The organism is Pseudomonas sp. NPDC088885 (assembly GCF_044750025.1).
Taxonomy (GTDB): Bacteria; Pseudomonadota; Gammaproteobacteria; order Pseudomonadales; family Pseudomonadaceae; genus Aquipseudomonas; species Aquipseudomonas rustica.
Genome location: NZ_JBIVJB010000022.1, coordinates 1 through 12664 on the forward strand (window position 1 = coordinate 1; position 12664 = coordinate 12664).

Here is a 12664-nt window from a genome sequence, read left to right on the forward strand (position 1 = left end):
AGGAGTGGGCGTATTTCCCAGGGCCGTCCCGAGTGGGCGCGGCGTTGAAACGGGTTATGGAGGTCTGAATGGGCACGCACGTTATCAAGATGCCGGACATCGGCGAAGGCATCGCAGAAGTAGAACTGTCGCAGTGGCATGTCAAGGTCGGCGATCTGGTCGTTGAAGATCAGGTGCTGGCGGACGTGATGACTGACAAGGCGATGGTCGATATTCCGTCGCCGGTGCATGGCAAGGTGATTGCCCTCGGTGGTCAGCCGGGTGAAGTGATGGCGGTTGGCAGTGTGCTGATCAGCATCGAGGTTGAGGGTGCCGGCAATCTGAAAGAATCCGCCGCGCCTGCGCCTGTTAAAGAAGCACCCGTTGCGCCGAAAGTTGAGGCCGTTGTTGAGAGCAAACCTGCTCCAGCCGCCCCGCGTCCGGCTGCCGTTTGCCAAGGCCCGATGGTGGCTCGCGAAGCAGACGAACGTCCTCTCGCCTCCCCGGCCGTGCGCAAACATGCGCTGGATCTGGGCATTCAATTGCGTCTGGTGCGCGGTTCCGGCCCGGCCGGTCGGGTGTTGCACGAAGACCTTGAAGCCTACTTGGCGCAAGGTCAGTCGAACGCCTCGGCGCCGGTGGCCGCTGCTTACGCCCAGCGTAATGACGAAGAACAGATTCAAGTGATCGGCATGCGCCGCAAGATCGCCCAGCGCATGCAGGACGCCACTCAACGTGCCGCACACTTCAGTTATGTCGAAGAAATCGACGTCACCGCAATCGAAGAACTGCGTGCGCACCTGAATGAAAAACACGGTGCCAGCCGTGGCAAGTTGACCTTGCTGCCGTTCCTCGTCCGCGCCTTGGTCGTCGCCCTGCGCGACTTCCCGCAGATGAATGCCCGTTACGACGACGAAGCTCAGGTCATCACCCGCCTGGGCGCCGTGCATGTTGGCGTCGCCACGCAAAGCGATGTCGGCCTGATGGTGCCGGTGGTGCGTCACGCCGAAACGCGCAGCCTGTGGGACAGCGCCACGGAAATCTCGCGTTTGGCCAACGCCGCGCGCAATGGCAAGGCCAGTCGCGATGAGCTATCCGGTTCAACCATCACCCTCACCAGCCTCGGTGCGCTGGGCGGTATCGTCAGCACCCCGGTGTTAAACCTGCCGGAAGTGGCCATCGTCGGCGTCAACAAAATCGTCGAACGGCCAATGGTCGTCAAAGGCCAGGTGGTGATCCGCAAGATGATGAACCTCTCCAGCTCCTTCGATCACCGCGTGGTCGACGGCATGGACGCGGCACTCTTCATCCAGGCCATTCGCGGCTTGATCGAACAACCTGCCACTTTGTTTGTGGAGTAAGGCTCGCATGCAATCTCTGAACACTACGCTGCTGATCATCGGCGGCGGCCCTGGCGGCTATGTAACGGCGATTCGCGCCGGGCAACTGGGCATTGCGACGATTCTGGTCGAAGGCCAATCGCTGGGCGGCACTTGCCTGAACATCGGCTGCATACCGTCGAAAGCGCTGATCCATGTCGCTGAGCAGTTTCACCAGACCCGGCATCACAGTCAGCATTCGGCACTGGGCATCAGCGTTGCCGCGCCGACGCTCGACATCAGCAAAAGTGTCGAGTGGAAGGACGGCATCGTTGATCGCCTGACCACTGGCGTTGCGGCTCTGCTGAAGAAGAACAAGGTTCAAGTGATCAATGGCTGGGCCAAGGTCATCGACGGCAAGACTGTTGAAGTCGGCGACACGCGCATTCAATGCGAGCATCTGGTGCTGGCCACCGGTTCGACCAGCGTCAATCTGCCGATCCTGCCGATTGGCGGGCCGATCATCTCCTCCACCGAAGCGCTGGCGCCGACATCCGTGCCGAAACGTCTGGTGGTGGTGGGTGGGGGTTACATCGGTCTGGAATTGGGCATCGCTTATCGCAAGCTCGGCGCCGACGTCAGTGTGGTTGAGGCTCAGGATCGCATCCTGCCGGCCTACGACGCCGAACTGACGCAACCGGTGCATGACGCGCTGAAGCAACTCGGCGTGAAGCTGTTCTTGAAACACAGCGTGCTGGGTTTCGACGGCACGTTGCAGGTGCGCGACCCAGAGGGCGAGACGCTGAACCTGGAAACCGATCAGGTGCTGGTCGCCGTCGGTCGCAAACCGAATACCCAGGGCTGGAATCTGGAAGCGCTGAATCTCGACATGAACGGCTCGGCGATCAAGATCGACAGCCGCTGCCAGACCAGCATGCGCAATGTCTACGCGATTGGCGATTTGAGCGGCGAGCCGATGCTGGCCCACCGCGCGATGGCGCAGGGCGAAATGGTTGCCGAGTTAATCAGCGGCAAAACCCGCGAATTCAGCCCGACGGCGATTGCTGCGGTGTGCTTTACCGATCCGGAACTGGTGGTGGTCGGCAAGACGCCGGACGAGGCTAAAGCTGCGGGGCTGGACTGCATTGTGTCGAGTTTCCCGTTCGCAGCGAATGGCCGGGCGATGACGCTGGAGTCGAAAAGCGGCTTCGTGCGCGTGGTCGCTCGTCGGGACAATCATCTGATTGTCGGCTGGCAGGCGGTGGGCGTTGGCGTGTCCGAGTTGTCGACAGCGTTTGCGCAAAGCCTGGAAATGGGCGCACGGCTCGAGGACATCGGCGGCACCATCCATGCGCATCCGACCTTGGGAGAAGCGGTGCAGGAAGCGGCGTTGCGTGCCCTCGGGCATGCGTTGCACCTGTAGCTGCGTTGATCGTTCCCACGCTCTGCGTGGGAATGCAGCCGGGGACGCTCTGCGTCCCAAAAGCCGAACGCGGAGCGTCCGATGAGGCATTCCCACGCAGAGCGTAGGAACGATCAAGCGTGGGAACGATCAGTGGAGCGAATTCCGGGCTGCGAAACCGCTCAAGAATGAAGTATTGTTGTGCCCATCCAAAAAACGTCAGAAGCCTTGAACCGTTTCGACGGTTGTTCAGTGATAGAGGGTGTCATGGGTAACGAAAGCATCAATTGGGACAAGCTGGGTTTTGACTACATCAAGACCGACAAGCGCTATCTATCGTACTTTCGCGATGGCGAGTGGGACAAAGGCACCCTGACCGAAGACAACGTGCTGCACATCAGCGAAGGCTCGACGGCCCTTCACTATGGCCAGCAGTGCTTCGAAGGCATGAAGGCCTATCGTTGCAAGGACGGCTCGATCAACCTGTTCCGCCCGGATCAGAACGCCCTGCGTATGCAACGCAGCTGCGCGCGTCTGCTGATGCCGACCGTTGATACCGAGCAGTTCATCGAAGCCTGTAAGGAAGTGGTTCGTGCCAACGAGCGCTTCATTCCGCCTTATGGCACCGGCGGCGCGCTGTACCTGCGCCCGTTCGTGATCGGCGTGGGTGACAACATCGGCGTGCGCACTGCCCCCGAGTTCATCTTCTCAATCTTCTGCATCCCGGTCGGCGCCTACTTCAAGGGCGGCCTGACCCCGCATAACTTCCAGATTTCCAGCTACGACCGCGCCGCCCCACAAGGCACCGGCGCAGCCAAAGTCGGCGGCAACTACGCGGCCAGCCTGATGCCGGGCTCGAAAGCCAAGAAAGCCAACTTCGCTGACGCGATCTACCTGGATCCGATGACCCACACCAAGATCGAAGAAGTCGGTTCGGCCAACTTCTTCGGGATCACCCACGACAACAAGTTCATCACCCCGAACTCGCCGTCGGTTCTGCCAGGCATCACCCGCCTGTCGCTGATTGAACTGGCGAAATCGCGTCTGGGCCTGGAAGTGGTTGAAGGCGATGTGCTGATCGACAAACTGTCGGACTTCAAAGAAGCCGGCGCTTGCGGTACTGCGGCAGTGATCACGCCGATCGGTGGCATCAGCTACAACGATCATCTGCATGTGTTCCACAGCGAGACAGAAGTCGGCCCTGTGACCCAGAAGCTTTATAAAGAGCTGACCGGTGTACAGACCGGCGACATCGAAGCGCCAGCGGGTTGGATCGTTAAGGTTTGATTTGACGGCTCTGGATGTATAAAAGCCCCCCCACCGAGTGATTGGTGGGGGGCTTTTTTTGTGGTGATAAAGATCAAAAGATCGCAGCCTTCGGCAGCTCCTACATAGATCTCCTGTAGGAGCTGCCGAAGGCTCGGGCCGCGATCGGACGATCTTTTGATCTTCTATTTCAAGGCAATCCTTTTCCCGGCACGACTGGCGATCCCACTCGCCTGCCCGTTCTGCTGTTTCCCCATCCGCGCCTGCGTAATCAGTCCAGGAATCAACTCGCCCTCCGGCAGATTCTTCCAGAACCGCACCGGCAAATGTCCCTGCATGACCTTCGGATTCAACCGCGCCGGATTGAAGATGTGGCTGTAATACGTCAACCACAGATCACCATGCGGATCATCGACGTTCTGCGCCAGTTGCTGCCATTCCACGGGGCATTGACGCTGGTGAATCAGTTGCTCGCCATCGTAATAAACCCCGTCACGCGGCGTCGCGATCAGCCAGCGATGACGGCCCATGCGCCCGATGAAATGTTCGCTGGCACTGTGCAGGATGTCGTGGGCCGGTTCGTGCCACGCCACGTATTGCGGGCCAGCGCTGGCTGACGGGCGTTCGATGAAACGTACAAACGCGTGCAGGTGATGGGCTTCACGGCGCACCTGTTTGATACGTCGCTGCAACTCGCTGCCAAGCTTGTCTCCGGCGAGCATGGCCGTGCGATCGCCATGGCTGACCCGCCACAGCACTTCATACAAAAGGCTCCAGCGTTGATCGCCGCGGTATTGCGCCGCTTGTTCCAGCGTATCGAGCAATGCACGCGGGATCCTCGCCATAAACGGCCCCTGACCTTCTGGAACTGGAGCATCACTGGCGAACAGATCTCCCACCCCTTCCGACGCCCAACTCACCAGACTTGGATCGATTTCATGGCTCAGCAGCCAACGTGCTTGCTGACGCCACGTCTCGAACAGATCGTCGCAATCAAGATTGATCATCCCCACAACCCCATCTGTTGCGGCATCGGCCGGTCGCGCAATTGCTGATAGAGCAAATGGCTGGTGACTTCGGCCTGCTGTGGGTGGTAATCGCTGGTGATGATGAACGGCTTGGCCTTGGCCAGCACGCAGCGCATGCGCGCGACGTCTTCGTAGCGGATTCGGCGCTGACGACGCAGCTCGACCAAGCGTTCGGTGGTGCGCAGGCCGATGCCGGGGATGCGTGAGATCAGAGACGCTTCGGCACGGTTCAGATCCAGCGGGAACACTTCACGATTCTGCAGTGCCCACGCCAGTTTCGGGTCGATGTCCAAAGCCAGATTGCCCGGGCCCTTGAGCAGTTCGTCAGCGCTGTAACCGTAGCTGCGCAGGAGGAAATCGGCTTGGTACAAACGGTGTTCACGCATCAGTGGCGGCGCGGCGAGGGGCACGCTTTTCGGGCTGTCGGGGATCGGGCTGAATGCCGAATAATAAACCCGCCGCAAACGGAAGTTGCCGTACAGCGACTGCGCACTTTGCAAAATTGTGCTGTCGTCGGTGTCATCGGCGCCGACGATCATTTGCGTGCTCTGCCCAGCGGGCGCGAACTTCGCTGATCGGGGTTCATTGAGAACGGTTTGCACACCGGTGTAGATGGTGTTCATGGCCAGCTTGATCGAGCCGATATCCTTCTCCGGCGCCAACGTCTGCAGGCTGGCGTCGGTGGGCAGTTCGATATTGACGCTCAAACGATCGGCGTAACGCCCCGCTTCTTCGATCAGCGCAGGATCAGCTTCGGGGATGGTTTTAAGGTGGATGTAACCGCGAAATTCATGTTCTTCGCGCAGCAGCTTCGCGACGCGCACCAGTTGCTCCATGGTGTAGTCCGCCGAGCGGATGATTCCGGAGCTGAGGAACAAGCCGCTGACACAGTTGCGCCGGTAGAAATCCATGGTCAGCGCCACCACTTCTTCGGGCGTGAAACGTGCGCGGGGGACGTCACTGGAACGGCGATTGACGCAGTATTGGCAATCGTAGAGACAGAAATTGGTCAGCAAAATCTTCAACAACGACACGCAGCGCCCGTCCGGCGTGTAGCTGTGGCAAATGCCCATGCCATCGGTCGAGCCCAGACCACTCTTGCCCTCGGAGCTGCGTTTGGGCGCACCACTGCTCGCACAAGACGCGTCGTATTTGGCGGCGTCGGCGAGAATGCTCAGCTTGTCGATGATTTGCATGGCGCGGGCTCTTCACTGTTTGGATATACAGTATAGCGTCGCGAGCTTGCGCACAAGGTTGGGCACGACCCCTCGTCGGCTTGGAGCGAAGATGAAAAGATCGCAGCGTTCCGCAGCTCCTACATAGATTCGGGATCGGGATTCATCGGGTGTACACACGCTCTGTAGGAGCTGCCGAAGGCTGCGATCTTTTGATCTGGCCTTTATCAATCGCCACCTCAACACCAAATCGCACACTGATTTCCTTGCGCCCTACGGCCGTCAACGCCAACGCCCGACTGTCCAGATCCTGCGTCACCCACTTACGCCTCAACGCCGCTTGCAACAACGCAGCCCCTAACGATCCACCCAGATGCGGCCGACGCATGCTCCAGTCCAGACAAGGACAAGCAAACTTGCGGCGCAACGTGCTCAAATCCTGCACCTCGATACCCAGACCTTCAAACAGCGCCGCGCCACTGTCACTCAAGCGATACGCCTGCTCGCCAGTCTCCACCAGCCATCCGGCCTCGATAAAACGGTCATGCAGCCACACCGCCAGTGTCCCCGCCATATGGTCATAGCACGTTCGCGCGAATTGCAGACGATCCGGCGTGTGCGGTTTGAACGTCGGCGCGGCGCTTTGGCCAATCACCATCAAGGCTTCCAACGCCTGGGCGACGCGCTGATCGGCGAGGCTGTAATAACGATGACGGCCCTGCACATGCAGACGCACCAGCGCGAGATCCTTGAGTTTGGCCAAGTGCGCACTGGCCGTGGAGGCGCTGACCTCGGCGATGGCTGCCAGCTCCGTAGGGGTGCGGGCGTGTCCATCCATCAGCGAGCAGAGCATTTTCGTACGCGCAGGTTCCGCGATGGCGGCGGCCACTTGCGAAACGCCGATGTCTTGATGTTCTGCGTGCATATTTCGCTCCCGGACGAATCGTCGCCGCTGAGGACTGACGATACTCGCAACACTTTCCTGACGACAAGGCTGCGAACCATGGATCCGATCAACGCTGCGACTCATACCGATCCCTATCCTTATTACGCATCGCTGCGTGCTCAAGGAGGCTTGGTGTTTCATCAGGAACTGAAATTGTGGCTCGCCAGCAGCGCCCGTGCAGTGTGCGCGGTGTTGGCGCATGCCGATTGCCGCGTGCGTCCTGCACAGGAACCCGTGCCGAAAGCGATTGCCGGCGGCATGGCCGGCAAGGTGTTCGGCCAGTTGATGCGGATGAATGATGGCGAGCGTCAGCGTTGCCCGCGTTCGGCAATCGAGCCTGCGCTTGAGCTGATCAATAAAGCCGAGGTTCGCGCCTTGGTGGCTGCCCGGTTGATAAACGTGGACGCCGACGGCTTATATAAAGCCATGTTTCGCGGGCCTGTTTGCGTGGTCGCGGCGCTGCTTGGTTTTACCCCGGCGCAGGGCCGGGCGATCTGTGAGCTGACGGCGGATTTCATCGCCTGTCTCTCACCGTTGAGCAATGACCTTCAGTTGGCGGCGGCGCATGCGGCGGCTGAGCAGTTGCGCGGGTATTTCATCGAGTTGCTGGCTGAGGCGGACAGCGCTTTGCTGACGGAAATTCAGCGGCGGTTTGAAGGCGATGAAGATGCGCTGTTCGCCAATTTGATCGGGCTGTGTTCACAGACTTATGAAGCCACTGCCGGGTTGATTGGCAATGCTTTGGTGGCGCTAAAGAGTCGGCCCGATTTGCGTGAGGCGTCGATGGAAGCGGTGTTGGCGGAAGTGCAGCGTTTGGATCCGTCAGTGCAGAACACGCGACGGTTTGTAGCGCAGTCCTGCGAGATTGATGGGGTGCGCGTTGAGGCTGGGGATGTGATTCTGCTGTTGTTGGCCTCGGCCAATCGGGATCCGGCGTTGAACGAGCATCCTGAGCAGTTTTTGCCGGATCGCCCGAACCGGCGCAGTTTCAGTTTTGGCAGCGGTCGGCATCAGTGTCCCGGGCAAATACTGGCGATGGAAATTGCCAGTGCGACTGTCAGAGAAATCCTCGATCACGGTGTGAATCTGGAGCGACTGGCCTGGCATTACCGGCCTTCACTGAATGGGCGGATTCCAATGTTCAGTTTCTTCGGTGACTGATAGGCCGCCTTCGCGAGCAAGCTCGGCTCCTACAAGGATTTGCGCGTCGCCGATCAACTGTAGGAGCAAAGCTTGCTCGCGAAAGCCCCGGAAAAACGCAGCATCATTTCGGCATCATCCACAAGGCTACAGCGCCTTGCGCCTTTGCCTACAACTACGCCAGAATCCGCCGGCTTGTGCGGTTTTGGGGCTGCCGGTAACTTGGTTCGCGTCACTGAATGTTCAGTGATCGGGTTTAGTCGCTCGGTAATCCACTCAATCTGTACAACGTTCCAGACAGTAGATATTTCGATACCTCACTCAATGGTAGCTGTGCGCAGGGCGCCTTCGGGTGCGCCGGTTTGGGTGGGTTTTCCGGTCGACTAACCTGCGTATAGCTGCCACCTCTCGTTTAGTCGCGAGGTGGTGTCAGCATCACTTTGGAAACCTCCGCAATGTTCAAAGTAACGCCGAATCCACCAGAAACAGATGCCATACCCGAATCGGATCCAACCTCCCCCTACTCCGCCCCCAATTCCAGAAAACTCCACGAGGCCGCCGAACGCGCCCTCGACCATTACCTCAAACCGCACATCCCGTCCGAACGAAAACCCAGCACCATGTTCATCGTCGCGCCGGACATGGAAACCGAATCCCTGTTAGCCCACGCCTGCGAATCCATGGCCTCGGCCAGCATCATGCTCAGCGACTTCGCCGGCCTGCTCGAAACGCCCTACCGCAACACCCTGCTCGGCATCCAGCAAGTGGTCATGCTCGGCGAACTCGCCGTCAACCGCGCCCTCGACAACCTCGAACCGCCCACCCGAAACTAAGACTGAAAACTGTGGCGAGGGAGCTTGTCGAATCGTCGCACCGTCCCGCTCGGCTGCGAAACAGTCGCAAAACCGGTATCTGCGGTGTATCTGAAATACCCGGATTGAATGGTTTTAGGGTTGCTACGCAACCCAGCGGGAACAAGCTCCCTCGCCACAAAAAAGCAGGCCGTCTGAAACCAAGGAAACAGGCTATGAACCCATGAAGGATCATCCAGACCACAATCAATGCTTTTCAAGTATTTGGGATGCACTGGAAGACACCCCGCAGTACGCAGCCGATATGCGTCGGCGAGCCAAACTGATGCGTACGCTTTGCGAGACCATTGGCGCCTGGGAGCTTCCTCAGAAGGACGCAGCGAAACGGTTGGGCATCACTCAGCCACGCCTCAATGATGTACTCAACGGTAAAATCGACAAGTTCTCGCTGGATGCATTGGTCAATCTGTCCGCCGCTGCGAAATTAGAAGTAGATATCTGCTTTCCCTTGGCTCCGCCACTGCAATGGGCCTGATATCAGCTATCGCCTAAAGGCACTTCAACCCAACCACCGCTAGAAGTCCGCAAAGTTAGAATGCGCAGGCTTTTTGGATAACCTCAACATCATCCAGTGAGGGCAACGCTTCGCTGGATGATAGAGGCGCATTCCTTGTGTTCACGGCTCAAATAAAAACACCTAAGCCACCCACCTCAATCCTCCCGAGTTAAAACCTCCAGCAACTCAATCTCAAACACCAGATTCGAATTCGGCGGAATCTTGCCCATCGTCCGCTCGCCATAACCCAAATGCGCCGGCACCAGCAATTTACGCTTGCCGCCCACCTGCATCCCCATCAGCCCTTGATCCCAGCCCTTAATCACACGACCGGTGCCAATCACGCACTGAAAAGGTTTGCCACGGCTGTAGGAAGAATCGAACTCGCTGCCGTCTTCCAGCCAGCCTGTGTATTGGGTGGTGATCAGCGCGCCTTTGACTGCGGCTTTGCCCTCGCCTACCTGAAGATCGATTACCTGCAGTTCATCATTCATAACATTCGCTCTATTGTTCAGCAGGCCGCCGTTTTCCCAGAATTGCTGGCTGTTGGCAACCCGAACACGCAGATCAACGCTGTATCCGAATCGAGTGATGACGAATTAAGATAGCCAACCGCCACTACTTCACGGATCGATTCGCCATGCCGGCAGCGCCCCAATGACCCAGCTCTGGATCGGCCTCGCCGTTGGCGTGATTTTGCTGGCCGTGATTGCCGTGCTGTTCTGGCGCGAACGTGAATTGCGTCGGCAACTCGCCGATTACCGAGAGCTGCTGACCCGCGCAGCCGATGGCCAGAACATTCATCAAGACGGCGATGCCGAGCGCTTTAAACGTAGCCAATATTTCGCGCGCATTGGCACTTGGGATTGGGAGGTCGATACCGATCGGTTGTACTGGTCGGACGCCATCTACGGCATGTTCGGTTTCAAGATCGGTGACATCACCCCGTCCTACGCCCTCTTCTGCTCCTGCGTACACCCGGATGACCGCGTGCGGGTGCGCGACGGTGAGTTGCGTTGCCTGGAAACCGGGGAAAACCATGACGAGGAATACCGCGTGGTCTGGCCCGACGGCACGATTCGCTGGCTGCGCGAGACCGGCAACGTAGTGCGCAACGACCACGATGCGGTGATCAAAATGATGGGCGTGGTGCGCGACATCACTGAAGAAAAGGCCTCGGCCAGTTACCTCCAGCACCTCGCCCATTTCGATCCGCTGACCGGTTTGCCCAATCGTTTTGTGCTGGAGCAACGGCTGTCCGAAGCACTGGATCAGGCGCGACAAACCGAAACCCGCGTCGCGCTGGTGTTCGTCGACCTCAACGGTTTCAAAAACATCAACGACCACTACGGCCACGCTGCCGGCGACCGCGTTTTGATCACCACCGCCACCCGCCTGAAACGCATCCTGCGCAGCACCGACACCGTCGCGCGGATTGGCGGTGACGAATTTGTGGTCATCCTGCAGGGCCTGTCACCAAGCCTCAACCTGCAGGACGAAGCCCGCAGCATCTGTCAGAAAATTTTCATCGAACTGTCGCCACCGATCAGCATCGGCAACGACCAGCGCCACATCGGCACCAGCCTTGGGGTGGCAGTGTTTCCGGATCATGCGACGGCGATGGATCGGCTGCTGCACATTGCCGATCTGGCGATGTATGAGGCTAAGCGCAGTGGGAATAATCAGTATCGATTGGGCGGGGAAAGCCCTGCGCGAGTGCATGCGCAGGGCTTTTGAATCTCAACTTAACGCGGAACCGGTTTCATCTCGACAATCGTCCCGTTGGTAATCATCACCATGACGTACTGATCATTGATCTGCACCCATTGCGCCTGTTCAACCGGTTTTTTCAGGCCTTTGGCTTTCCAGTCGATGGCTTTTTCGCTGCGTTGATAGATATCCGGGGCGCGGTCGTTGACCTTCAATTCGCGGTCGCTGACCGGGGATTGAACGGAAGGATCGCTTGAGGTTTGCGCCGCTTGAACAAGTGGACTGATCCCGGCAATGCCGGCGACGAGGGCCAGGCTGGCGATTAGGGTTTTGCTGTTCATCGGTGAACCTCTATTGATGTGTGATACCTGAACTCCGACTGCGGGGCGCGGGAATCATTCCGTGTTTTTGCTATGGCTGGCCGGGAAATTATAGTCACCGGTCATGCCGCCTTCGCGAGCAAGCCAGGCTCCCACAGGATTTTCATGTGTCCGTAAATTTCGTGAACACAGCAAAACCTGTGGGAGCGGGCTTGCTCGCGAATGCGTTAGCCCAGGCAATATATCTAGCGACTGACACACCGCTTTCGCGAGCAAGCCCGCTCCCACAGGAGTGATGTTTTTGCGCTACCATGCCGCGCAATTTCCCGCCGAGTGAAAAGGACATCACCGTGAACACCTATCTCGTCGTCAATCTGGTTTTGCTGGCGCTGTGCGCCCTCTACGCCATGCGCGTGTTCAACTCGCTGGTGGCGCGGCGCAACGAAATCAAGAACGCCTTCGCGCAAGTCGAAGTGCAGCTCAAACGTCGTTATGACCTGATCCCCAATCTGGTGGCCATCGCCAAAGGTGCGATGGCCAACGAACGCGAAACCCTCGAAGCCGTGATCGTCGCGCGCAATGCCGCAGTGGCGGTGCTTGCAGCCGCACAGTCGCAACCGGGCAAGGCGCAAAACATCGAACAATTGGGTCAGGCCGACAGCGCGCTCAACGGCGCCGTGGATCGTTTGACTGTGACGCTCGAGGCTTATCCGGATCTGAAAGCCTCGCAGAACATGCTGCAACTGAGTGAAGAGTTGAGCAGCACCGAGAACAGAGTGAGTTTCGCGCGCCAGGCTTACAACGATGCGGTGATGGCTTACAACACGCTCAAACAGAGTTTTCCGGCGGTGCTGCTGGCGACCAGTTTTGGCCACGGCACCGATGCCGCTCCCCTTAAATTCGCTGACACATTGGCCATCAAGGTCGCTCCAAAAGTGTCGTTCTGATCCTCTTTGCCAACGGATGGCTTCATGAATTTTTTTGAACAACAGCGTCAGGCTCGACATCAGA

Annotated in this window: 13 protein-coding genes; 8 read left to right on the top strand and 5 right to left on the bottom strand. The window is 58.6% G+C overall.

What is annotated here, in order from left to right:
* Positions 1 to 68 precede the first annotated feature (68 nt).
* The 3 genes from ACIP1X_RS12095 (at position 69) to ACIP1X_RS12105 (ending at position 3987) form a co-directional block, all read left to right on the top strand.
* Positions 69 to 1340, top strand: a complete 1272-nt coding sequence (locus tag ACIP1X_RS12095) for a dihydrolipoamide acetyltransferase family protein (protein WP_122598630.1) — start codon at positions 69 to 71, stop codon at positions 1338 to 1340.
* A gap of 7 nt (positions 1341 to 1347) precedes the next feature.
* Positions 1348 to 2721, top strand: coding sequence for a dihydrolipoyl dehydrogenase (lpdA, locus tag ACIP1X_RS12100; protein ID WP_400752292.1), 1374 nt, complete (start codon positions 1348 to 1350; stop codon positions 2719 to 2721).
* A 246-nt stretch (positions 2722 to 2967) separates the two neighbouring features.
* A complete protein-coding gene (locus ACIP1X_RS12105; RefSeq protein ID WP_053121443.1) occupies positions 2968 to 3987 on the top strand; it encodes a branched-chain amino acid aminotransferase in 1020 nt (339 codons plus the stop codon).
* Between the two features lie 164 nt (positions 3988 to 4151).
* Here ACIP1X_RS12105 and ACIP1X_RS12110 read toward each other — a convergent pair whose 3' ends face one another.
* The 3 genes from ACIP1X_RS12110 to ACIP1X_RS12120 form a co-directional block, all read right to left on the bottom strand.
* Complete coding sequence (locus ACIP1X_RS12110) at positions 4152 to 4973, bottom strand: TIGR03915 family putative DNA repair protein (RefSeq protein WP_053121444.1); 822 nt, start codon at positions 4971 to 4973, stop codon at positions 4152 to 4154.
* Positions 4970 to 6190 (bottom strand): putative DNA modification/repair radical SAM protein, encoded by a 1221-nt coding sequence (locus ACIP1X_RS12115; protein WP_400752295.1) that lies wholly within the window; start codon positions 6188 to 6190, stop codon positions 4970 to 4972. The genes ACIP1X_RS12110 and ACIP1X_RS12115 overlap by 4 nt, the downstream gene beginning before the upstream one ends.
* A 142-nt stretch (positions 6191 to 6332) precedes the next feature.
* Positions 6333 to 7094 (bottom strand): ArsR/SmtB family transcription factor, encoded by a 762-nt coding sequence (locus ACIP1X_RS12120; protein WP_400752298.1) that lies wholly within the window; start codon positions 7092 to 7094, stop codon positions 6333 to 6335.
* 78 nt (positions 7095 to 7172) lie between these two features.
* Between ACIP1X_RS12120 and ACIP1X_RS12125 the strand changes: the two genes are divergently transcribed.
* The 3 genes from ACIP1X_RS12125 (at position 7173) to ACIP1X_RS12135 (ending at position 9602) form a co-directional block, all read left to right on the top strand.
* Positions 7173 to 8276, top strand: a complete 1104-nt coding sequence (locus ACIP1X_RS12125; RefSeq protein WP_400752300.1) for a cytochrome P450 — start codon at positions 7173 to 7175, stop codon at positions 8274 to 8276.
* Positions 8277 to 8710: 434 nt separating this feature from the next.
* Complete coding sequence (locus ACIP1X_RS12130; protein WP_282356558.1) at positions 8711 to 9088, top strand: DUF6124 family protein; 378 nt, start codon at positions 8711 to 8713, stop codon at positions 9086 to 9088.
* 202 nt (positions 9089 to 9290) lie between these two features.
* Positions 9291 to 9602 (top strand): helix-turn-helix domain-containing protein, encoded by a 312-nt coding sequence (locus ACIP1X_RS12135; RefSeq protein WP_400752302.1) that lies wholly within the window; start codon positions 9291 to 9293, stop codon positions 9600 to 9602.
* Between the two features lie 176 nt (positions 9603 to 9778).
* On the opposite strand, the gene ACIP1X_RS12140 is transcribed toward ACIP1X_RS12135, so the two are convergent.
* Positions 9779 to 10117, bottom strand: coding sequence for an FKBP-type peptidyl-prolyl cis-trans isomerase (locus ACIP1X_RS12140; protein WP_053121462.1), 339 nt, complete (start codon positions 10115 to 10117; stop codon positions 9779 to 9781).
* Positions 10118 to 10280: 163 nt separating this feature from the next.
* Between ACIP1X_RS12140 and ACIP1X_RS12145 the strand changes: the two genes are divergently transcribed.
* Positions 10281 to 11360 carry a diguanylate cyclase domain-containing protein gene (locus ACIP1X_RS12145; protein WP_400752305.1) on the top strand — a complete coding sequence of 360 codons (1080 nt, stop codon included), beginning with the start codon at positions 10281 to 10283 and terminating at the stop codon, positions 11358 to 11360.
* Positions 11361 to 11368: 8 nt separating this feature from the next.
* On the opposite strand, the gene ACIP1X_RS12150 is transcribed toward ACIP1X_RS12145, so the two are convergent.
* Positions 11369 to 11674, bottom strand: coding sequence for an RcnB family protein (locus ACIP1X_RS12150; protein ID WP_053121466.1), 306 nt, complete (start codon positions 11672 to 11674; stop codon positions 11369 to 11371).
* Positions 11675 to 11997: 323 nt separating this feature from the next.
* Between ACIP1X_RS12150 and ACIP1X_RS12155 the strand changes: the two genes are divergently transcribed.
* On the top strand, positions 11998 to 12600 hold the full coding sequence (locus ACIP1X_RS12155; RefSeq protein WP_338109592.1) for a LemA family protein: 603 nt from the start codon (positions 11998 to 12000) through the stop codon (positions 12598 to 12600).
* The last annotated feature ends 64 nt before the right edge of the window (positions 12601 to 12664 follow it).